This is a genomic window from Acidovorax sp. LjRoot194 (assembly GCF_964253015.1).
Classification (GTDB): domain Bacteria; phylum Pseudomonadota; class Gammaproteobacteria; order Burkholderiales; family Burkholderiaceae_C; genus Acidovorax.
The window spans coordinates 4,445,307-4,465,950 of record NZ_CAXUQB020000001.1 but is presented as its reverse complement, the minus strand read 5'-3'; the positions used below and the strand labels follow the sequence as shown (position 1 = coordinate 4,465,950).

Here is a 20,644-nt window from a genome sequence, read left to right as displayed (position 1 = left end):
CGTGCCGGTGTTCATGAAATTTTTGCATTTGGACGTTTGAACAGCTCATCGCTGGCAAAGCTATGCAGTAAGCAGACTCCAGGAGAAATCAGTGTCCAAAAAATTCCGCACGTTCCAGTTTATCCCGCAGATTTCGCGGCCAAATTACGTTTAGCGTTACAAGAGAGTGCATCGCTTATGGCAAAGCATATCCTCACGGTAGGTGTCGATCTCGCAACTGACGCGGTTTCCGAGAAGGACTTTGACTCAAGAACTTCCCTGCTCGACTGGGACATCATTCTTTTTCGTCCATCAATCCAGAGCTGGATTTCTTACCGCGACCAATACAAAGGTAAGCCCAGCCTAGACGATCAAGCGTCCTTCAAGATTAAGGAGGCAAGTGAACATTGGCGGCGGGAGATCAACCAAGCCTTCGAGTCTGGCAAGACGATTGTGCTATTTCTCCCAGCCATCGAAGAGGTATACATAGACACGGGTGAGCGCCAGTACTCTGGGACCGGCCGCAACAGATCAACTACTCAGATAGTTGGTCTATTCAACAACTACAAGTGCCTACCGCTTGACCTGAACCCCGTCAACGCAAAGGGAACGTTGCTTAAGCTCGCCTCGAAAGGCGCTGAAGTGCTTGCCCCGTACTGGTCTGAGTTCGCGGCGTACTCCGAGTACTGCGTTCTAATTCAGAACAACGAGTATCCACCTACGATGCTGACTCGCAATGGCGACAAGACCGTCGGCACACTGTTGAGGCATCAAAAGTCTGGCGGTTCAATCGTATGCCTGCCCGACATCGACTTCTATCAAGACGGGTTCCTAGAATCGAAAGATGACGACGAAGGGACCGAGTGGACGGCCGACGCGCGGAAGTTCGCAGCAAGATTGGTAAGCAGCATCGTAGGTCTTGATGCCGCTCTTCAAGCAGAAGGCGAGTCCACACCAGAGCCCGGTTGGGCGGTAGATCCCCGTTTCGCGCTAGGCTTGGAGTTGACCCTTCGATCGAAGCTGCTCGAAGTGGAATCGGAGCTTGAACGAGTTCAACGCAACAAAGAAGATGTCCTTCGCCAACTTTCTGATGCAGGTTCTTTACGCGGACTACTCTATGAAAAGGGAAAGGCACTTGAGAGAGTTGTAATCGCTGCGCTTAAGTTGCTCGGATTCGACACCAAGTCTTTTCGAGAAGGTGCATCAGAGTTTGACGTCGTATTCGAATCGACAGAAGGCAGATTGATCGGCGAGGCGGAGGGCAAGGACAGCAAAGCAATCAACGTTGACAAGCTTCGCCAACTTTCGATGAACCTTCACGAGGATCTACAGAGGGAAGAAGTCACCGCACCAGCAAAAGGAGTTCTCTTCGGAAACGCCTACCGACTGACTGCTCCCGAGAGCAGGACCGAACAAGCATTTACTGACAAATGCATCGTTGCAGCAAAGTCCAACGGAACAGCTCTGCTGGCAACGTCCGAGCTCTTCTATGCTGCGCAGTACCTATCCTCTCGGTCCGACGGGGAGTTTGCCAGTGCATGCCGTCAAGCCATATTGAACGGAACCGGCGCGATATCCCTCCCCAAGGCGCCCGTGGAGCCACCGACCCCAACTGAGGCCACCGAGAGGTGACGCCCAACCCTTTCATTGAGAGGACGTCGCAAGGGCTACGCCCTTGTGACGCCTCTCATGTCAAACGTTGATGGTCCGCTTTCATCTGCCACCACCGGCTGCTCCTGGCCGACTGCAGTCCAACGAAAAAAGGCCCCGACATCACTGCCGGGGCCTTCCGCTTTCAGCGCCAGGCGCACGCCTGGCAAGAATCACCGCGACGCTCAGGCCGCTGCAGCATCCTCCGCGCGCTGCAGCTGTAGCGCCTGCACCGGCGTCAGGTACGCACGCCCCGTAAACGGTCCCAGCTCCAGCACACCGAGCGCCTCCACCTCGGGCTGCTCCAAAGCCTCAGGCCGCTCCAGCGCCACGGCCGTAAGGCGGTCCGCGACGAACTTCATGCGGTAGGCCTGCATATCGTCAGCGCGCTGATCAAAGCCCAGCGGGTCGGGAACGTGCGCCAGCAGCGCCATGGCCTTCGAGAGGGCCTCTTCGCACTCTGCCAAGGCCTTGTAGGCCTCCAGGCGTGCATAGGCCCCATAGGCGGCATCGTGGGTGGTTGCGTAGTGCTCCGCAGCCCGTGATGCACTGGCCCGGATGGGCAGTGCCGTGCGCTCCGAATCGGCCAGCGCCTCGCGCAGCTCTTCGGCAATCGACTGGGCGTCGTTCTTGGTGAACAACGCATCCTTGACCGCCTTGGTCTTCTCGTAGTTCGAGGCCGCCAACAGGCGCTTGAATTCCTGCGTTGCGGACCCGGCCGCGGCCTCATGCGCGGCGATCTTCTTGCGCAGCTCCGCATGGCGCTCCAGCAGCTCGGCGTAGGTCTTGCCCGCGCCGTTGTTGAACTCCGCGCAGGCCTGTGCGAGCGCCCGCAGCGCAGCGTGATAGGTGGCTTCGGCTTGGGTCACTTCGGCCTGAATGGAGGTGGTCTTGGTGGTCAAGGTGAGGGTTCCTTTCAGCAGTCGGTCAACTGGATTTCTGCGGTGTGGCCTGGCCCGTGCCGGTGTTGAACTGCAGCAACACCTTCTTGTCGACAGCGGAGACTCGCCGGCGATCTGTCTTCTGCAGGTGACGGCGCGCCGCACGCCCGGCCTTGCGAGAACTTGCCAATGAGTCCCTGCAACACTGCGCGCAGGACCACCGGCGGGCCGCTGCGCCTCGCTGCGTCTGCGGGCTGCACTGAGCTGCGTGCGCAGCGACTGGGCGTCCTCGCGCAGGGCCGGCGCCGGGGCAATAGCGGGGCGGGTCCGTCGGGCGTTGAGCAATTAAGGGGGCCGTGTGAGAAGGGTGACCGTGCAAGGCGAGCGGCACAAATCCGAGCGGCTGGGGGCACTACCGGCGGGCGGTTCGTGAATTCGGTGGGTTTCGGTGAGTTGTGGGACCTGACCGAGAGCGCGAAAAAATGTGCCTAGCAGCAGATTCGGACGCTCTGTATGACGGAAATAGTATGGAAAGACGTTGGGCTGACGTCTGCTGTCACAAGAGTCCGCTTCAGGGCGCTTTCCAGGGTGCGATACGACCCCGCAGTGGGGGCACAAGCTGTAGACCTGGCACATGTAAATATGCCCTAGTTTTCTCGGATGGGCGGCTGGTCTCGACGGGTACGGACAGCCAAGCTGCTGATCCCAAAGGACAAATAAAAAAAAGTCCAGAAGAGCATGGACTCTTCTGGACTCGTTCGTGGTGCCCGGGGCCGGAATCGAACCGGCACGCCTTGCGGCGGGGGATTTTGAGTCCCCTGCGTCTACCAATTTCACCACCCGGGCTGGAATTCGTGAAGCCGCAAATTATGGCACAGTAGGGCGCATGAAATATCCGACGATTGAAGATGCGGTTGGCAACACGCCGCTGGTCGCGCTGCAGCGCATTGGGGCCCAGGACAATGCCGCGCGCGGCAATGTGGTGCTGGGCAAGCTCGAGGGCAACAACCCGGCGGGCTCGGTCAAGGACCGGCCGGCGCTGTCGATGATCCGCCGGGCCGAAGAGAGGGGCGACATTCGGCCCGGTGACACGCTGATCGAGGCCACGTCGGGCAATACCGGCATTGCGCTGGCCATGGCGGCGGCGATCAAGGGCTACCGCATGGTGCTGGTGATGCCCGAGGACCTGTCCATCGAGCGCGCCCAGACCATGAAGGCCTTTGGCGCAGACCTGGTGCTCACCCCCAAGAGCGGCGGCATGGAGCATGCGCGCGATCTGGCCGAGGCGATGCAAAAGCGGGGCGAGGGCAAGGTGCTCGACCAGTTCGGCAACCCGGACAACCCGCGCATCCACTACGAAACCACCGGCCCCGAGATCTGGGAGCAGACCGGCGGGCGCATCACGCACTTCGTGAGCGCGATGGGCACCACGGGCACCATCACCGGTGTGTCGCGGTTCCTCAAAGAGAAGAACCCGGCCATCCAGATCATCGGCGCGCAGCCGGAAGAGGGCTCGCGCATCCCCGGCATCCGCAAGTGGCCGCAGGAATACCTGCCCAAGATCTACGACGCGAGCACGGTGGACGAGCTGGTGTACGTGAACCAGGACAACGCCGAAGACATGTGCCGCCGCCTGGCGCGCGAAGAGGGCATCTTTGCGGGCATTTCTGCCGCCGGGGCCTGCTGGGTGGCGCAGCAGATCGCGGCACGCGAAAGCAACGCCACGATCGTCTTCGTGGTGTGCGACCGGGGCGACCGTTACCTGTCCACCGGCGTATTCCCCGCGTGATCTAGAGGAAGGCCGGCTGCGTGCCCTTCTTTTTTAATGAAAACGGCCGCTACCGCTGGATGAACGTGCGCAAGCAGCTATCAAAATAAGAGCATATGCACTACGAAACCCGCTACTGCACCCACTGCGGCACCGCGCTGCAGCCAATCACCCTGGCCGAAGACGGTGGCGACAAGGAGCGTCTGCGCTGCCCCGCCTGCGGATGGACGCACTGGAACAACCCCACGCCCGTGCTGGCCGCCATCGTGGAGGTGGACGGCCGGGTGCTGCTGGCGCGCAACGCGGCTTGGCCGGAGAAGATGTTTGCGCTGATCACCGGCTTCATGGAGGCGGGCGAGTCGCCGCAGGAAGGCATCGCGCGCGAGGTGAAGGAGGAAACCAACCTCGATGTGCTGTCCACCACCATGGTGGGGGCGTACGAGTTTCTGCGCATGAACCAAGTCATCATTGCCTACCATGTGGTGGCGCAGGGCGAGGTGCGGCTGTCGCCCGAGCTGGTGGATTACCGGTTCTATGACCTCGACAAGCTCAAGTGCTGGCCTGCCGGCACCGGCTATGCGCTGGCCGACTGGCTGCGCACGCGCGGGCACGAGCCGGTGTTCTTCACGGCCGAAGAAAATGAAGAACGCCGCCGGGGCCTGAACCTGCCGCCCAAAGACTGAAGCACAAGACAAGATACGGACACAACACCATGGACATCCACAAAGAAGTCGACACGCGGGGCCTGAACTGCCCCCTGCCCATCCTCAAGGCCAAGAAGGCGCTGGCCGACATGGCCAGCGGCCAGTTGCTCAAGGTGGTGGCGACGGACAGCGGCTCGCTGCGGGACTTTCAGGCGTTTGCCAAGCAGACGGGCAATGAGCTGGTGGAGCAGCAGACGGTGGGTGAGGAATACATCCACGTGCTGCGTCGGCGTTGAAGACCTGACGGGCGCACGCACGGAGGCACCGCAGGCGGTTCACGCCGCTGGGCGTCCTGTGCAGGGCTGGGGCCCGCTGGCGCACGCCCGGCCATCCACAAAAGAAACCCTCTCGCAGCGTTTGCTGGGAGAGGGTTTTTTGTTGTGCAGGCAGGGTGTTGTGACTGGGCCCCGGTCAGCTTTCGCTGCGCGGGGCAGGTGCGGTACCCGGCTTCGACAGGCTCAGCCCGAACGGGCAGGGGTGATGGTGCGCCGGTGGGCCACCTCTGATTCCCGAGTCCTGATCCCCGGAGCCCGATCCCCGGGGTCTGATCCCCGGGGTCGCGCTTACGATTACAGCTCCAGCGCCTTCAGGTACTCACGGAAGTGCGCACCCACCTGCGGGTGGCGCAGCGCCAGTTCCACCGTGGCTTCCAAAAAGCCTTCCTTGCTGCCGCAGTCATAGCGCTTGCCCTGGTACTGAAACGCGTACACGGCCTCGTTCTGCATCAGGCGGGCGATGCCGTCTGTGAGCTGGATCTCGCCGCCCACGCCGCGCGGCTGGTTGCGGATCTCGTCGAACACGCCGGGCGTGAGGATGTAGCGGCCGGCCACGCCCATGCGGGACGGGGCCACGTCGGCCTTGGGCTTCTCGACGATGCGCTCGATGCGGATCAGTGGGCCCCCGGCGGATTCACCGGCCACGATGCCGTATTTGTGCACCTGGTCTTCCGGCACTTCCTGCACGGCGATGACCGAGCGGCCTTGCTGGCGGAAGGCCGCGGCCATCTGGGCCAGCACGGGCGGGCCGCCCTGGGGGCCGACCATCAGGTCATCGGCCAGCAGCACGGCAAACGGCTCCTTGCCCACCAGCGGTTCGGCGCACAGCACGGCATGGCCCAGGCCCAGCGAACGGGGTTGGCGCACGAAGGCGCAGTCCATGTCGTCGGGTTGGATGGAGCGCACCAGGTCCAGCAGCTCCTTCTTGCCGGCGGCTTCCAGTTCGGCTTCCAGCTCGTACGCGGTGTCGAAATGGTCTTCGATGGCGCGCTTGCTCCGGCCCGTGACAAAGATCATGTGGCGGATGCCGGCGGCGTAGGCTTCTTCCACCGCGTACTGGATCAGTGGCTTGTCGACCACGGGCAGCATTTCCTTCGGAGACGCCTTGGTGGCGGGCAAAAAACGGGTGCCCAGGCCGGCGACGGGGAACACGGCTTTGCGGACGGTGGTGGCAACGGTCATGGAGGAGGTTCCTTCGGGGATGTGAAGCAGTGAAATCGGGTGGTAGGGGCCGCCGCCAGGGCCGGCCCGCCAGCCCGAAGAGTATGGCGTCGGTTGTCAGCCCAGTCGTGTCAGTTGATCGCGCAAGCGGCCCAGCGTGACGCCGAAGTCGGCGATGCGCTTCTTTTCCTGGTCGATCACGGCAGGGGGTGCCTTGGCCACGAACGCTTCGTTGGAGAGCTTGTTGTGCGCCTTGGTGATCTCGCCGTCGGTGCGGGCGATCTCCTTGGACAGGCGGGCCTTCTCGGCCGCCACGTCGATCTCCATGTACAGGCACATGCGGGCATCGCCCACCACAGCCACGGGCGCGGCCTGCGCGGCAGCAGCCCAGGCGGCTTCGTCGTCGAACACCTTGACCTCGCTGAGCTTGGCCAGCGCCTGCAGCACCGGCGCCACACCGCGCATGAACTCGGTGTCGCCCACCACGTACATGGGCAGGCGGGTCGACGGCGAGACGTTCATTTCGCCACGCAGTGCGCGGCAGGCGTCCACGAGGCCCTTCACACGGCCCATATGAGCGATGGCGGCCTCATCGATCTTGTCCAGTTGCGCCTGGGGGTAACGGGCGATGCTGACCGACTCGCCGGCAATACCAGCCACCGGCGCCACCGTCTGCCACAGGGCCTCGGTGATAAACGGGATGATGGGGTGGGCCAGCCGCAGGATGGCTTCCAGCGTGCGGATCAGCGTGCGGCGCGTGGCGCGCTGCTCGGCCTCCGTGCCGTTCTGGATCTGCACCTTGGCGATCTCCAGGTACCAGTCGCAGTACTCGTTCCAGACAAAGTCGTAGATCGTGTTGGCCACGTTGTCCAGGCGGTACTCGGCAAAGCCCTTGGCCACCTCGGCCTCGGTCTTCTGCAGCAGCGACGTGATCCAGCGGTCGGCCTGGCTGAAGTGCATGTAGCCGTGGGCGGGGCCGCCGGGCTGGCATTCTTCCTTGGTGTGCTCTTTCAGGCCGCAGTCCTGGCCCTCGCAGTTCATCAGCACGAAGCGGCTGGCGTTCCAGAGCTTGTTGCAGAAGTTGCGGTAGCCCTCGCAGCGCTTGCTGTCGAAGTTGATGCTGCGGCCCAGGCTGGCCAGCGCCGCAAAGGTGAATCGCAGCGCATCGGCGCCGTAGGCCGGAATGCCTTCAGGGAATTCCTTTTGCGTGTTCTTGCGCACCGTGGGCGCAGTCTCGGGCTTGCGCAGGCCGGTGGTGCGCTTGTCCAGCAGCGGGTCGAGCGCAATGCCGTCGATCAGGTCCACCGGGTCGAGCACGTTGCCTTCGGACTTGCTCATCTTCTTGCCCTGCGCGTCGCGCACCAGGCCGTGGATGTACACGTGCTTGAACGGCACGCGGCCCGTGAAGTGCGTGGTCATCATGATCATCCGGGCCACCCAGAAGAAGATGATGTCGTAGCCGGTCACCAGCACGGTGCTGGGCAGGTACAGGTTGAAATCGTCGGTGGGTGCGTCACCTTGCTCAGGCCAGCCCATGGTGCTGAACGGAACGAGCGCGGACGAGTACCAGGTGTCGAGCACGTCCTCGTCGCGGCGCAGCGTCTTGCCAGGGGCCTTGGCCTGCGCCTCGGCTTCCGTGCGGGCCACGATCACGTTGCCGTCTTCGTCGTACCACGCCGGGATCTGGTGGCCCCACCACAGTTGGCGGCTGATGCACCAGTCCTGGATGTTGTTCATCCACTGGTTGTAGGTGTTGACCCAGTTCTCGGGCACGAACGTCACCTCGCCCGTGGCCACCGCGTCGATGGCCTTTTGCGCGATGCTCTTGCCCGTGGGGTCCTGCTCGGACACCTTGCTCATGGCCACGAACCACTGGTCGGTGAGCATGGGCTCGATGACCTGGCCGGTGCGGGTGCAGATGGGCACCATGAGCTTGTGCTTCTTCACCTCGACCAGCGCGCCGATAGCTTCCAGGTCGGCCACCACGGCCTTGCGGGCCACGAAGCGGTCCATGCCCTGGTACTTGGGCGGCGCGTTCTCATTGATGGTGGCCTGCAGGGTCAGCACCACGATCATCGGCAGCTTGTGGCGCTGGCCCACGGCGTAGTCGTTCTGGTCGTGCGCAGGAGTGACCTTGACCACGCCCGTGCCAAACTCCTTGTCCACGTAGTCGTCGGCGATCACCGGGATCTGGCGGTCGCACAGCGGCAGGTTCACCATCTTGCCGATGAGGTGGGTGTAACGCGCGTCTTCAGGGTGCACCATCAGGGCCACGTCGCCCAGCATGGTTTCGGGGCGGGTGGTGGCCACCGTGAGGCTGCCCGATCCGTCGGCCAGGGGGTAGGCGATGTGCCACAGCGAGCCATCTTTTTCTTCGCTCTCGACTTCCAGGTCGGACACGGCGGACTGCAGCTTCGGGTCCCAGTTCACCAGGCGCTTGCCGCGGTAGATCAGCCCCTGCTCGTACAGCTTCACGAAGGTGTCTGTCACCACCGTGGACAGCTTGTCGTCCATGGTGAAGTATTCACGGCTCCAGTCCACGCTGTCGCCCATGCGGCGCATCTGCGTGGTGATGGTGTTGCCCGACTTTTCCTTCCATTCCCACACCTTGCTCACGAAGTTCTTGCGCGCCTCGGGCGGGGTCGGGCCCATGTCGTAGCGGCTGATGCCCTGTTCCTGCAGCTGGCGCTCCACCACGATCTGCGTGGCGATGCCCGCGTGGTCGGTGCCCGGCACCCACGCCGTGTTGAAGCCACGCATGCGGTGGTAGCGCGTGAGGCTGTCCATGATCGTCTGGTTGAACGCATGGCCCATGTGCAGCGTGCCTGTCACGTTGGGCGGCGGCAGCTGGATGGAGAACGCGGGCTCGCCCGCCTGGGCGGCGCCGGTGCCCCGGAAGCCCGCTACGCCGTAGCCACGACGCTCCCATTCGGGGCCCCAGTGGGCTTCCAGGGCGGCGGGTTCAAAAGACTTGGACAGGCTGTCGAGGCCGGTTTGTTGCAGGGGCGAGCTCATGGGTATGGGGCAGTGGGACCGGGCGGCCACGCTGTGCGGCGCCGGGTCGGACAAGATGGACCGGGCATTTTACGGGAGCGCAGCCACTGCCCCGGCGCCGTGGGGCTGCGGGCTGTCCGACCGTTCATCCAGCGTTTCTATCCAATTGTTACCTTGTGCCTGCGCCTGCAGCCACAGCGGTGCCGATAATCGCCGCCCATGGAGCGAGGGAAGGCCGCAGCGAAGCAGGCCGGGCTCCATGCAAGAGAGCACGCGCGTGCTCTTCGGATCACTACATACAACACGGTGGACTACCGGCCCGAAAGGCGGCGCGCAAAAGCGCCGGTTTCGGGCATTGGGCCGCCACAACACACGTCCGAACCCATGACAGCAGTTCCATCTTCTTTCCGCACGGCCCTGGCCAAGGTCTTCGTGTACGCGCTGCTCGCGCTGTTCCTGGTGCCGGCGGGGACGTACTTCTTCAGCGGCTACGCGCAGCGCGACCAGGACGCGGGTTTCGTGGCCGGCATCAGCCAGCGCATCGACGCCGAAAAGGGCATGCCCGCGGCCGAGAAGCTGGCGCGCAAGGACTACTACCGCCTGAACCCGCCGTCCACCATCTGCGGCAGCACCGACCCCGAGGCGCAGGACTACCGCGAGGCGCTGTGCGAGCGGTACTCGGACGTGTGGCAGTTCAACATGGCGCGCAAGGTGTCGTTCTGGACCCTCGTGGCCAGCGCCTTGCTGCTGTTGTCGGTGCTGGGCCTGGGCGCGCTGGCGTTTGCCGACCGCACCTTGCAGTACACCAGCTTCGTCACCGGCTGGCGCCTGACCACCTGGGCCAGCGCGGCGGCGCTGGTCGTGCAGGGCACGATGGCGGTGTGGCTGTCGTTCTGGGTCACGGCCTTCTTCTTTCACAAGTACTCGCCCAAGCTGATCATCATCGTCGGCCTGGCCGTGGCGGCCGGGGTGTTCGTGGCGGTGGCGGGCATCTTCAAGCGGGTGCATTCCGAAAGCCGCGCCGTGGGCGAGCTGGTGTCCGAAGAGGATGCACCGCTGCTGTGGAAGCGCATACGCCACATGGCCGAGCGCCTGAAGACTGAGCCGCCGCAGCACATCGTGGCCGGCATCGACGCCAACTTCTTCGTGACCGAGGCCCCGCTGGCCGTGGGCGACAAGCTTCTGACCGGCCGCACGCTGTTCGTCAGCCTGCCGCTGCTGCGCATCCTCGATCAGTCCGAAGCCGACGCGGTCTTCGGCCATGAACTGGCCCACCTGCGCGGTGGCGACACCAGAAGCAGCGCCCGGCTGGGGCCCAAGCTCGTGCAGTACGACCACTACCGTCACGCCATGCGCACCGGCGGGCTCACGGCCGTCGTCTCGCCCGTGCTCGACCTGTACCGCATGATCTTCGAGATCGCGTTGGCCCGCGACAGCCGCGAGCGCGAGTTCAAGGCCGACCGCATCGCCGCCAAGCTCATCACCCCCGCGGCGATCGCGCAGTCGCTAGTCAAGATCGCGGCGTACGCGCAGTACCGCCACAAGATCGAGGACGAACTCTTTGGCCGCAACGAGCGGCACGACCAGGCCACGCTGGGCATCGCCAGCTTCGTGGCCCAGGGCCTCGCGCCGTATGCTGCGTCGGACGACTTCCTGGCCGCGATGAAGACCGCCAACGTGCCCCACCCCTACGACTCGCACCCCGCCATGCCGGAGCGGCTGCGCAACGTGGGCATGGCCCTGAAGGAGCAGGACTGGGGCAGCATCGCCGTGCGCGTGCCTGCGGCCACCTGGGTGCAGCAGATCCTCACGGCCGACGCCATCGAGCAGCGCCTGTGGAGCGACTACGAGCAGCAGTTCGCGCAAGACCACGAGCGCAGCCTGGCCTACCGCTACGAGCCGGCCAATGACGCAGAGCGCGCCGTGGTGCTGAAGTACTTCCCGCCGGTGGTGTTCACGCTCAAGGGCAGTGACACCGTGGAGATCAGCATCGACGGCATCCGCACCAGCGCCGACGAGACCACCGTGTTCTGGGACGCGGTGAAGGCGCTGGAGTACAAGGAAAGCAGCTTCGGCAATGCGCTCATCGTGACCCACCCCGACAAGGGCGCGTTGGGCACGGCCAAGACCACGAAGATCAAGCTCGGCGGCCTGGCCAAGCAAAAGGACGAGTTCAACGCAGCGGTGAGCCACTACTGGCAGCGGCACCAGATCATGCGGGCGCATCAGCAGGGCGGCTGAGCCACCACGGAGCGCCTGCGGGAGCGCCCCATTGCCCGTTAGAGGGGAGGCGCTTTTGGACGGCTGGGAATGTGCCGGCGAGCGCTGGCTGTGGGTGCAGCTCGTGTCTTATCAGCTGTAGCCGCCAGCAGCCTGCCCGCGCCGGACGTCGATTTTGTTTGCTACGCTTTTTATAGCTGGTAGCGCTTGCCTACCAAGCGGTAGAGCACTTTTTCATCACAAGCGCGTGCCAGCCGGGCGCCCCCGGGCCATCGCATCAGCCCTGTGCGTACTCCGGCCGGTCGTTCTGCTGCGGCTTCAGGGGCTGGGCCGCCTTGCCTTCGGCGCGCTCCTTGCGCCACTGCTCCTTGCGCGCCGTCCACTCCTTCAGGCGCGCATGCGCCACCGTGCTGTCCTTTTCCATGGCTTCTTCATTGGCCAGCTGGGCCGACAGCTCCAGGCGGATGCCGTTGGGGTCGAAGAAGTAGATGCTCTTGAAGATGTGGTGGTCCGTCACGCCCAGCACCTCGATGCCGTGGGCCTGCAGGCGCTGCTTGGTGTTCTCCAGCTCTTCGATGGTGTTCACGCGGAAGGCGATGTGGTTGACCCACAGCGGCGTGTTGGGCGAAGGCTCGGCTTTCACGTCGTCACCCAGGTCGAAGAAGGCGATGAACGAGCCGTCCTTCAGGCGAAAGAAGAAGTGCGTGTACGGGCAGTACTCGCCGGTGCTGGGCACGTGGTCGCTCTGGATGATGTGGTACAGCGGCAGGCCCAGGATGTCTTCGTAGAAGTGGCGCGTTTCCTCGGCGTCGCGCGCCTTGTAGGCGTAGTGGTGCAGTTGCTGGATGGCAGCGGGCGCGGGCAGGGTGGCCAGGTCGGGCTTCAGGACGGCATTCATGCGGTGTCTCCTCAGATGGATGCTTGCAATTCTACTATTCGTAATCAATTTACGTTAAGTTAATTTTTGGGGGCGACGAGTTTGCGGTACAGTCCGCATCCGACCATTGCCCCACCCACCGAGGCCCGACTCCCATGCGCCTGTAAGCCCCTTCAAGCCGTTCCCCCGCTTGCCTTTGCGAAGGCCAGGGGGCTCTCTGTCTTGTCTGGAGTGCTTTGGCATGGCGACACCTTCACGGGGCACATCCGCCCCTGGCAGCCGCAGCGCTGCCGCATCCACCCTCAGCAGCCGCAGCGCTGCCGCAGCTTCAGCTGCTCATCCTTCTTCGGGTTTTTCATCGTCTGCCGTCTTGACGGCTTCTTACGCAGCTGACGGCGGCGCGCCGCCGCATCCGCGTGCCGGCGCCAGCGTGCTGCAGTTTCGCGACGTCACCTGGGGCCCGCCTGGCGGGCATGCGCTGTGGGCGCGCCCCCTGACCGTGGCCGTGGGCCGCGGCGTGACGGGCATCGTGGGTGCCAACGGCAGTGGCAAGAGCGTCTTCCTTCAGTTGGCGTCGCGTGCGCTGCAGCCGGCCAGCGGCGTGGTGCTGGGCCAGCCCTCGGTGCACGCGGTGGCGCAGGAGGTCGCCGCCGCGGCGCAGGCCACGGTGGCCGACATCGCCGGCCTGGGGCCGGTGCTGGGCGCGCTGGCGCGGCTGGCGGCCGGGGAGGGGTCTGCCGACGACGTGCTGGCGGCCGATGGGCGGTGGGACTTGCCCGCGCGCTGGCAACAGGCGCTGCAGGCGCTGGGCCTGGCCCACCTTCAGCCAGGGCACGCGGCCCGGCAACTCAGTGGCGGCGAACGCATGCGGGTGGCGCTGGCGGGCGCTTTCTTGTCGGGCGCGGACCTGCTGGTGCTGGACGAGCCCACCAACCACCTCGACCGCCCCGCCCGCCGCTGGTTGATGGAGTCGCTCGGCCAGTGGCCCGGCAGCGTACTCGTGGCCAGCCACGACCGCGAGCTGCTGGGGACGGTGGGCAGCATCGTGGCGCTGTCCCCGGCCGGGTTGCAGCGCTATGGCGGCAACTGGGCCCTGTACCAGGCGCAGCGCCAGGCCGAAGCCGCAGCCGCCCAGGCGGATCTGGACCACGCGCGCACCGAGCGCGAGCGGGCCCTGCGCACGCTGCAGCGGGACCACGATGCACAACTGCGCCGCGCGGCCCGGGGCCGCGAAGTGGGGCGCACGGCCAACCAGGCGTCCGTGCTGCTGGACCGCCAGAAGAACAACTCCCAGGCCCACGCCGGCCGCGAGCACGAGCGCCAGCAGCAGGAGCGGATGCGCCTGAACGACGCGGTGCGCGAGGCGGCCTCGCGCCTTCCCGCACAGGCATCGGCCACGCTGGTGCTGCCGCAAAGCGCTGTGCCCGCGGGCAAGCAGGTGCTGGCGTTCGAACAGGTGGTGGTGCCCCATGCCGCACCCGGCCAGACGCCGCTGAATGGTGTGTGGAGCGGGCCGGTGCGCATCGCGGTCACGGGGCCCAACGGCTGCGGCAAGAGCAGCCTGCTGCGGCTGATCGCGGCGCCGGGCGAGGTTGCGGGCGGCAGGTCGGGCAACGTCTCGGGCAATGTTTCGGGGGATGTGTCGGGCAACGTGTAGGGCAACGTGTCTGGGGGCCGCGTGTTGCGCAGCGTGCGGGCCGCCTGGCTGGACCAGCACAACACCGACATGCTGCCGCCCGGGCGCAGCGTGCTCGCGCAACTGCAGGCGCTGGGCTCGCCCTTGCCCGAGGCTGCGTTGCGCACGCACCTGGCGCAGATGGGGCTGGGGGCGGACAAGGTGCGGCAGCCTTCGGACCAGCTCAGCGGTGGCGAACGCATCAAGGCCGCGCTGGCCTGCGCGCTGTGGGCGGGCGAGCCGGCGCAGATGCTGCTGCTCGACGAGCCCACGAACCACCTGGACATGGCCGCCGTGGAAGCCCTGCAGTCAGCGCTGCAGGCCTTCACCGGCGCCTGGATCGTGGTGTCCCACGACCACGCCTTTTTGCGTGCACTGCAGCCGGATGTGGTGTGGGCGTGGCGGCCGCAGGGCTGGGACCTGGATGCGTCGCTGGACGTCGCCTGAGCGCACACCGGGCAGTTGGCGCCCCAGATGCCCACGGTGGCGCGCCCCAGAAAAAAGCCACCCGCTGCGCTGACGCTGCGGGTGGCTTCTGGGCCAAGACGCCAGCAGCGCCTTGGAGGCAGTGACGACCGTGATTACTGCTTCACGGCTTCGATCTGCACCACGAGGCGCACGTTCTTGGGGAAGCCCCATTCCACGCCGTAGTTCATGCCCCACTGGGTGCGGTCGATGGTGGTCTCGAAGTCGCCGCCGCACACTTCGCGCTTGAGCATCGGGCTGTCGTAGCAGTTGAACTGCGTGGCCTTCAGGGTCACGGGGGCGGTCTTGCCCAGCAGCGTCAGTTGGCCGGTCACTTCGCTGACCTTGTCGCCGTTGAAGCTGAACTTGTCGGACACGAACTTGATGGTGGGGTGCTTGGCAGCATCGAACAGGTCAGGGCTTTGCAGGTGCTTGTCGAACGGAGGCGTGCCCGAGTTCACCGAGGTGGTGTCGATGGAGATCTCCACCTTGCCGGTCTTGGCTGCGCGGTCGAACTCCACCGTGCCTTGCTTCTTGTCGAAGCGGGCGCGGTTGGTCGTGGCACCGAAATGGCTGATCTCGAACGTCACGAAGGTGTGCGTGGGGTCGATCGCGTAGTTGGCGGCCTGGGCGGCGCCAGCGGTCATGGCAGTGGCGGCGGCGACGGCCAGCAGGGAGAACAGGGACTTGCGCATGCGAAAACTCCTTAAAAGGAAAGGTTCAGGGATGAAGGAACACGAATAAGTTTGAGTTGTCAGCTCACGCCCCAAACAGGCATGGCCGAGGCCAGCGCTCCCGCGCAAGGGCCGCCCCGCCGCGCTGGGAGCGTCCCCCTCCCGCATTGCGCAGCAATGCGAGAGAGGGGGAAGGCGCGGAGCGACTCAGGGGGAGCTTCATTCAAATCTTGCCCACGCCGGTGAGCGCGAGCTTGAACTTGACGGTCACGTCGTCGGCCACCATCGAGGTGTCGGCCCACTCGTTCTCGCCGATCTTGAAGGCCAGGCGCTTGATGGGCAGCGTGCCGGTGGCCGTGGTGGTGGGACCGCTTTGCGTGAGCGTCACGGGAACGACCACGTTCTGGGCATTGCCCTTGATGGTGAGCTTGCCGGCCACTTCGAACTTGCCGCCGCCCAGTGCCTTGATGGCGGTGGACTCGAACTGCGCCTGCGGGAACTTGGGCACGTTGAACCACACGGGCTTGGGCAGCTCGGCATCGGTTTCCTTGGAGCCCAGCGTGGCGCTGCCGGTGTCCACGGTGAGCGCGATCTTGCTGGTGGCCAGCTTGGCCGGGTCGAACGCCACCTGGGCGCTGAACTTCTTGAAGTGGCCATCCAGCGGCACGCCCATCTGGCGCGCGGTGAACTGCACCTCGCTCTGGGCGGGCACGAGTTGCTGCTGGGCCATGGCGGCCTGGGCGCCCACGGCGAGGGCGGCGCCCAGCACGATGCGGGAGAAGGCGGAAGACAAGTTCATTCGGAAACTCCGATCAAAGATTGTTGGAAAAGAGAGCAGTGCCGAGATGTGCCACTGACGGATGACTGGGGCGAGCACTCGCCAGCGCACCCGTGGATCCGGCTTTGCCGGTCCACCGGGTGCGTCCCCCTCCCGAAGGAAAGGGGGAAGACGCGAAGCGGCTCAGGGGGTGTTTCATCGAGGCAGCATGCGTTGGAGCAGGCCATCGCGGTCGATGATCTGGTGCTTGAGCGCTGCCGCCACATGCAGCAGCACCAGCCCCGCCATCGCGAACGCGGTGTACTGGTGCCAGGGCTTGATGGCCTCGGCCAGCTCCTTGCTCACCGGCACGAAGTCGGGGAGCTGCCACAGGCCCAGGAACACGATGGGAAAGCCCGCCGCAGAGCTGTACGCCCAGCCGATCAGCGGCACGGCGAAGAACAGCAAGTACAGCAGGTGGTGCGTGCCGTGGTGCGCCAGTTTTTGCCACCGCGGCATGGCGTTGTCGACAGCGGCAGGCAATGCTGGGGGGCGGTGCGTCAAGCGCCACAGCAGGCGCAGCACCGACAGCACGAGGATGGTCACGCCCGCCCACTTGTGCCAGTTGTAGAACTTGAGCCGCTGGGGCGAGAACGGCAGGCCGGTCATGTACAGGCCGAAGCCGAACAGTCCGATCAGCGCCAGACCCAGCACCCAGTGCAGGAGGATGGCGGTGCGCGTGTAGCGGCGTGGTGGTGCTGCGGCAGCAGGGGCTTGGGCGGTTGCAGTCATCAAAAAGGTGGCTCAGGAATGTGGGCGCCGGCGTGCTGCAGCGGGTGCTGGTGCGCGTCCGGTGATAGGGCAGTGTAGGAAGCCAGGGGCAGGCCCGGCTTCAGGCAGATTGACCACTCAGTTCAAAAAAAATGAATTGAGGGGGCCTGAGCAATCAAAGTTCCCCAATGCTTGGGGTAACCCTGTGCGGTCAGGGGGCATCGGGTGAGGCGATGGATGAAGAGCGCCCGGGGTCTGGTCGGACCGCGCCGGTCGGACTGTGAAGCGGCGGCATGGCGGCAGGTCGCTCTGTCATGCAGCGCGTCCTGGCGGCTCTTTCAAACGGCGTGCTCGGGCAGCTCGCTCAAGCCGCCGGTGCGCGGATTGCGCGGATTGCGCGGATTGCGCGGCGCAGGGTTACCGGCCCAGCGCGGCTTTCTTCCACGCCTCGGCCGCGACGGCATCGTCGCCCCGCTGCTCGGCGAGTTCGGCCAGGTGGCGCCATGCACTGGCGCGCAGGCCGGCGTCGGCCAGCTGCTGCGCGGCCTGCGTGAGCAACTGCTGGGACTTGCCCCACAGCTGGCGCTTGAGGCAGGCCATGCCGGCCAGGTACTGCAGCCGCGCGTCGCGCGGATTCGCCTGGTGGGCGGATTCGATGCGGGCCAGCCAGGGCGCGTCCAGTGCATCCAGGCCCGCTTCCAGCGCGCGCACCAGCTTCAGCGCATGGTGTTCGGCCAGCGCGTCGGGCAGGCCGACCATGCGGTCCCACACCGGCAGCAGCCAGGCGCGCACCTGCGTGGCGTCACCACCCAGCGATGCCAGGCGCTGTGCGGCATGGATTGCCAGCTCGGGCATGTTGCGCTCGGACGATTCCAGCGACAGCCAGATCTGCTGCAGCTGCGCCGTGTCGTGCGCGCTGTTGATGAGCTCGGTGGCCAGGCCGCGCACGATGCTCTGCGCCGCGCTGGGCGAGAAAGCGCGGTGCTTGCCCAGCAGGCGCGCGGTGTCGAGTGCCTCTTGCGTCTGCCGTGCCAGGCGCGTGGCCTTGAGCTTGATGCGCAAGGCCAGCGTGCGCCGCGCCGCGCCCTGGGGCAGGGCGGCCAGGCGTTCCAGCGCTGCGCTCGGGTCGCGGTCGTCCAGCGACCAACGGGCGGCGCGCATCTGCGTGCCTTCGCGCATTTCCTGCTCGTTGACGGAGCCGCGGGCCGGGGCCTCCTGCAGCGCATCCTGCAGATGGCTTTCGCGCGTCGCGCGGTCTTGCAGGGCATGCGATGCCTCGGCCGCAATCATGTGCGCCAGAGCGCGCAGCTGGCCGCCGTGCGGCACGCCTTCGCCGGAGGCGGCCAGCGCGCTCTCTTGCGACAGCGCCGCCACCGCCGCCTTGCGCGAGCGGATGAAACGGCCGCCCAGCATGTGGGTCAGCGCATCGAGCAAGGCCGCGTGCATGGCGCGCTCCTTTTGCTGCACGCGCCAGCGGCGGGCCTGGTGCGGCAGCTCCAGCAGCGCAGCCAGGGCACGCAGTGCCGCGTAGACGGTGACGAATCCGCCCACCAGCAGCAGTACCACCATGTTCAACGACAGGTCGATGCGATACGGCGGCCAGTACAGGGTGACGGTGCCCTGGTTGTTGCCCGCAAACAGCGCGGCCGCCACGGCCACGCCAAACAATGCCAAAAGCCAAAGTGCTGCGCGCATTTCAATATTGCTCAGTGATCCGCTGCACTGCGCGCCTGCCCGTGACACTGGCGCGGCCAGAGGCGAGTGCCACCGTGGAACTGGCTTCGCCAGGCCACCGGTGGCGTCCCCCTCCCGCAGGAGAGGGGGAAGGCGCGAAGCGACTCAGGGGGTGATTCATTTACCTTCCGGCTGCTGCGGTGGCCAGGGCGGACAAGGTTTCGTCCAGCCGCGGCTGCTCGGCCGCCTTCATGCTGGCCTGCGCGGTCTGCAGCGTGCTGGCCGCGTTCTGGGTGCGCCGCGATGCGGGGTCGAAGTACTTGTTCAAGGCCACGGTGGCGGCGGTCAGGTCGGCGCGGGCCGACTCGAATTGCCGCGCGAGCACGCCCAGCCGCGCGTTGAGCAGCTTGAGCTTGAGGTTCTCGCGCAAAAAGAAGGTCTGCTCGGGCGCCAGCAAGATCGCCTCGGGCTGGTCGATACGGCTCACGCGCACCAGGCCCCGGGCTTCGTCGCGCACCACTTCCCAACTGCGCTGCAGGGTGGCTTGCCACCACGCCATGCCCTCGGTGGGGGCGGGCGGGCTGCCGACAGCGGCCGGGCCGGTGGACAGGCGCTTGGTTGATGCTGCCTGCGCCACGGCGTTCAGCACGGGCAGTTCGTCCACCTGGCGCACCAGGTCGTCCAGGCGGGCCAGCAGGCCGGCGGTGTCGGTGACGGCGGCGCGCGTCAGGCGGTCCAGGTCCCGGCCGATGGCGCGCTGCACGGGCGCCAGCCGCGGTTGGGCTGCCCGCTCGATGCGCTGGTTGGCGCTCTTGAGGGCCGCCACCAGCGGCTCCAGGCTCCCGGTGAGCTGGGCCTGCTGCTGGGCCAGGCGGATGGCGGACTCGATGTCCACCACCAGGTTTTCATCGCGCGACCGGGACAGGCTTTGCATGAGCTCTTCAAGCTGGCTGCGCTGCAGCGCCACCTCGCTCACGCGGGCCTCGGCCACCGACAGGCGGGCGGCGGTGTCGCGCACCAGTTCTTCGGCCTGGCGGGCCATGGTGCGGGCTTCGATGGCCTGCGCGCCGGAGTCGGCGGACTGCCGGGCCAGTTGCTCCTGGATGGCGCTCAGCCGCTGCCACAACAGGCCGCTGCTGATCAGCGCGGCGGCGGCCACCGTGCCGAGCAGCAGCGTCACGGCGCCGCCGCGGCCTGTGGCGGCGGGTGCCGGTGCAGGGGCTGGAATGGCCGCCGGTGCGGCCACGGGCGCGCCGGCGTGGGCTGGAGGCAGGTCGTGGGAAGGCGCGGAACTCATGCGCCCGATTCTATCGACGCCACCACGTCGGCCAGCGCCGGACGGCATTCCCGCACCGTGCCAAAGCCCACTGCGCGGGCGGCCTGGGCGATGCGTGGGTGGGTGGCCAGCGCCTGCGCCGCTGCCCAGGTTTGGCCCGGCAGCGCCTGTGCCAGATGGGCCACGGCCTCGGAGCTGCTCAGCAGCCACACCGAGCCGTCCTGCGCGGCCTGTTGCGCCAGCGCCCTCTCCGCCGCATGGAAAGTGGGTGCGCCGCGTTGGTATGCCACCACAAAGTCCACCTGCCCGCCGGCGGCAGTGATCTGCTGTGCGAGCCAGTCGCGCCCCGTGCCCTGCACCGATTCGTGCGCGCCGTCGGGCGTGGCCGAGCGCCCGCGCACGATGAGCACACGGTCACCGGCTCCGATCTGGCCGTGCACCTGTTGCCACAGCGATTCGGAGTCGAACTGCGCGGCATCGGGCGCCGGGCCGTCGATCTGGCTGGGTGGCACGCCCGCCTGCACCAGCGCGGCCGCTGTGCCCGGGCCGGGTGCCCATGCTCTTGTTTTGATAGCTGGTAGCGCCTGCCTATCCAGCGGTAGGGGCTGTTTTGATGCAAAAAAGTAGGTGGCGGCATTGCCGCTCACGAACATCAGCGCGCGGTACCCGGCCAGCCGTGCACGCGCCTGGGCCAGCGCCTGCTGGGCTGCGGGGTCGGTGCAGGGGCCGATGCCGATCAACGGCAGCGCGACGGCATCGAGGCCGTGCGCCGAAAGCTGATCGACCCAGTGCGCGGCCTCGCGGGCCGGCCGCGTGACGATCACCCGGGGCAGGGGCATGGCC

General features: G+C 66.1%; 17 protein-coding genes and 1 tRNA gene. 7 read left to right on the top strand and 11 right to left on the bottom strand.

All coding sequences use genetic code 11. The annotated features are described in order from the left end of the window. Positions 1-177: 177 nt before the first annotated feature. Positions 178-1,611, top strand: coding sequence for a hypothetical protein (locus ACSQ3N_RS20290; RefSeq protein WP_436147270.1), 1,434 nt, complete (start codon positions 178-180; stop codon positions 1,609-1,611). Positions 1,612-1,814: 203 nt separating this feature from the next. Here the strand turns inward: ACSQ3N_RS20290 and ACSQ3N_RS20285 are convergent, their stop codons facing one another. Together ACSQ3N_RS20285 and ACSQ3N_RS20280 are read right to left on the bottom strand one after the other, a co-directional pair. Beyond that, positions 1,815-2,531 (bottom strand): hypothetical protein, encoded by a 717-nt coding sequence (locus tag ACSQ3N_RS20285; protein WP_436147269.1) that lies wholly within the window; start codon positions 2,529-2,531, stop codon positions 1,815-1,817. Between the two features lie 740 nt (positions 2,532-3,271). After that, positions 3,272-3,356, bottom strand: a tRNA-Leu gene (locus tag ACSQ3N_RS20280). Positions 3,357-3,396: 40 nt separating this feature from the next. On the opposite strand from ACSQ3N_RS20280, the gene cysM reads away from it, so the two are divergent. From cysM to ACSQ3N_RS20265, 3 genes are all read left to right on the top strand, one after another. After that, positions 3,397-4,299, top strand: coding sequence for a cysteine synthase CysM (gene cysM / locus ACSQ3N_RS20275; protein ID WP_436147268.1), 903 nt, complete (start codon positions 3,397-3,399; stop codon positions 4,297-4,299). A gap of 95 nt (positions 4,300-4,394) precedes the next feature. Further along, on the top strand, positions 4,395-4,961 hold the full coding sequence (locus ACSQ3N_RS20270; RefSeq protein ID WP_056167057.1) for an NUDIX hydrolase: 567 nt from the start codon (positions 4,395-4,397) through the stop codon (positions 4,959-4,961). A gap of 29 nt (positions 4,962-4,990) precedes the next feature. After that, the gene (locus tag ACSQ3N_RS20265) at positions 4,991-5,218 is read left to right on the top strand and encodes a sulfurtransferase TusA family protein (protein WP_056167055.1); all 228 of its coding nucleotides are present in this window, start codon (positions 4,991-4,993) and stop codon (positions 5,216-5,218) included. 333 nt (positions 5,219-5,551) lie between these two features. On the opposite strand, the gene galU is transcribed toward ACSQ3N_RS20265, so the two are convergent. Further along, complete coding sequence (galU, locus tag ACSQ3N_RS20260) at positions 5,552-6,439, bottom strand: UTP--glucose-1-phosphate uridylyltransferase GalU (protein WP_056167053.1); 888 nt, start codon at positions 6,437-6,439, stop codon at positions 5,552-5,554. Between the two features lie 96 nt (positions 6,440-6,535). Beyond that, a complete protein-coding gene (locus ACSQ3N_RS20255; protein ID WP_056167051.1) occupies positions 6,536-9,433 on the bottom strand; it encodes a valine--tRNA ligase in 2,898 nt (965 codons plus the stop codon). A 363-nt stretch (positions 9,434-9,796) separates the two neighbouring features. On the opposite strand from ACSQ3N_RS20255, the gene ACSQ3N_RS20250 reads away from it, so the two are divergent. Continuing rightward, a complete protein-coding gene (locus ACSQ3N_RS20250) occupies positions 9,797-11,653 on the top strand; it encodes a M48 family metallopeptidase (protein WP_056167048.1) in 1,857 nt (618 codons plus the stop codon). Positions 11,654-11,909: 256 nt separating this feature from the next. Here the strand turns inward: ACSQ3N_RS20250 and ACSQ3N_RS20245 are convergent, their stop codons facing one another. Next, positions 11,910-12,530 carry a VOC family protein gene (locus ACSQ3N_RS20245; protein ID WP_056167046.1) on the bottom strand — a complete coding sequence of 207 codons (621 nt, stop codon included), beginning with the start codon at positions 12,528-12,530 and terminating at the stop codon, positions 11,910-11,912. Positions 12,531-12,879: 349 nt separating this feature from the next. On the opposite strand from ACSQ3N_RS20245, the gene ACSQ3N_RS20240 reads away from it, so the two are divergent. Continuing rightward, positions 12,880-14,166 (top strand): ATP-binding cassette domain-containing protein, encoded by a 1,287-nt coding sequence (locus tag ACSQ3N_RS20240; RefSeq protein ID WP_235507346.1) that lies wholly within the window; start codon positions 12,880-12,882, stop codon positions 14,164-14,166. Between the two features lie 21 nt (positions 14,167-14,187). Next, entirely contained in the window at positions 14,188-14,631 is a 444-nt protein-coding gene (locus ACSQ3N_RS20235; protein ID WP_436147267.1) for an ATP-binding cassette domain-containing protein, read from the top strand. Between the two features lie 134 nt (positions 14,632-14,765). On the opposite strand, the gene ACSQ3N_RS20230 is transcribed toward ACSQ3N_RS20235, so the two are convergent. The 6 genes from ACSQ3N_RS20230 to ACSQ3N_RS20205 all read right to left on the bottom strand — a co-directional run bounded on the left by ACSQ3N_RS20230 (position 14,766) and on the right by ACSQ3N_RS20205 (position 20,640). Further along, positions 14,766-15,344: a YceI family protein gene (locus ACSQ3N_RS20230; RefSeq protein WP_056167043.1), complete on the bottom strand. Its 579-nt coding sequence runs from the start codon at positions 15,342-15,344 to the stop codon at positions 14,766-14,768. Between the two features lie 202 nt (positions 15,345-15,546). Then, positions 15,547-16,122 (bottom strand): YceI family protein, encoded by a 576-nt coding sequence (locus ACSQ3N_RS20225; protein ID WP_056167040.1) that lies wholly within the window; start codon positions 16,120-16,122, stop codon positions 15,547-15,549. A 174-nt stretch (positions 16,123-16,296) separates the two neighbouring features. Continuing rightward, the gene (locus ACSQ3N_RS20220) at positions 16,297-16,872 is read right to left on the bottom strand and encodes a cytochrome b (protein ID WP_056166951.1); all 576 of its coding nucleotides are present in this window, start codon (positions 16,870-16,872) and stop codon (positions 16,297-16,299) included. 396 nt (positions 16,873-17,268) lie between these two features. Continuing rightward, positions 17,269-18,546, bottom strand: coding sequence for a heme biosynthesis HemY N-terminal domain-containing protein (locus tag ACSQ3N_RS20215; RefSeq protein ID WP_056166948.1), 1,278 nt, complete (start codon positions 18,544-18,546; stop codon positions 17,269-17,271). A 160-nt stretch (positions 18,547-18,706) separates the two neighbouring features. Next, positions 18,707-19,822 carry a uroporphyrinogen-III C-methyltransferase gene (locus ACSQ3N_RS20210; RefSeq protein WP_056166944.1) on the bottom strand — a complete coding sequence of 372 codons (1,116 nt, stop codon included), beginning with the start codon at positions 19,820-19,822 and terminating at the stop codon, positions 18,707-18,709. After that, positions 19,819-20,640, bottom strand: coding sequence for a uroporphyrinogen-III synthase (locus ACSQ3N_RS20205; protein WP_436147266.1), 822 nt, complete (start codon positions 20,638-20,640; stop codon positions 19,819-19,821). Before ACSQ3N_RS20205 ends, ACSQ3N_RS20210 begins: the two co-directional genes overlap by 4 nt. Positions 20,641-20,644 lie beyond the last annotated feature (4 nt).

Bases quoted from the DNA above. Each gene is read 5' to 3' on its own strand.
- ACSQ3N_RS20255 (WP_056167051.1), bottom strand. From the start codon at position 9,433: ATGAGCTCGCCCCTGCAACAAACCGGCCTCGACAGCCTGTCCAAGTCT.
- cysM (WP_436147268.1), top strand. From the start codon at position 3,397: ATGAAATATCCGACGATTGAAGATGCGGTTGGCAACACGCCGCTGGTC.
- ACSQ3N_RS20245 (WP_056167046.1), bottom strand. From the start codon at position 12,530: ATGAATGCCGTCCTGAAGCCCGACCTGGCCACCCTGCCCGCGCCCGCT.
- galU (WP_056167053.1), bottom strand. From the start codon at position 6,439: ATGACCGTTGCCACCACCGTCCGCAAAGCCGTGTTCCCCGTCGCCGGC.
- ACSQ3N_RS20230 (WP_056167043.1), bottom strand. From the start codon at position 15,344: ATGCGCAAGTCCCTGTTCTCCCTGCTGGCCGTCGCCGCCGCCACTGCC.
- ACSQ3N_RS20210 (WP_056166944.1), bottom strand. From the start codon at position 19,822: ATGAGTTCCGCGCCTTCCCACGACCTGCCTCCAGCCCACGCCGGCGCG.
- ACSQ3N_RS20215 (WP_056166948.1), bottom strand. From the start codon at position 18,546: ATGCGCGCAGCACTTTGGCTTTTGGCATTGTTTGGCGTGGCCGTGGCG.
- ACSQ3N_RS20205 (WP_436147266.1), bottom strand. From the start codon at position 20,640: ATGCCCCTGCCCCGGGTGATCGTCACGCGGCCGGCCCGCGAGGCCGCG.
- ACSQ3N_RS20290 (WP_436147270.1), top strand. From the start codon at position 178: ATGGCAAAGCATATCCTCACGGTAGGTGTCGATCTCGCAACTGACGCG.
- ACSQ3N_RS20220 (WP_056166951.1), bottom strand. From the start codon at position 16,872: ATGACTGCAACCGCCCAAGCCCCTGCTGCCGCAGCACCACCACGCCGC.
- ACSQ3N_RS20225 (WP_056167040.1), bottom strand. From the start codon at position 16,122: ATGAACTTGTCTTCCGCCTTCTCCCGCATCGTGCTGGGCGCCGCCCTC.
- ACSQ3N_RS20250 (WP_056167048.1), top strand. From the start codon at position 9,797: ATGACAGCAGTTCCATCTTCTTTCCGCACGGCCCTGGCCAAGGTCTTC.
- ACSQ3N_RS20265 (WP_056167055.1), top strand. From the start codon at position 4,991: ATGGACATCCACAAAGAAGTCGACACGCGGGGCCTGAACTGCCCCCTG.
- ACSQ3N_RS20270 (WP_056167057.1), top strand. From the start codon at position 4,395: ATGCACTACGAAACCCGCTACTGCACCCACTGCGGCACCGCGCTGCAG.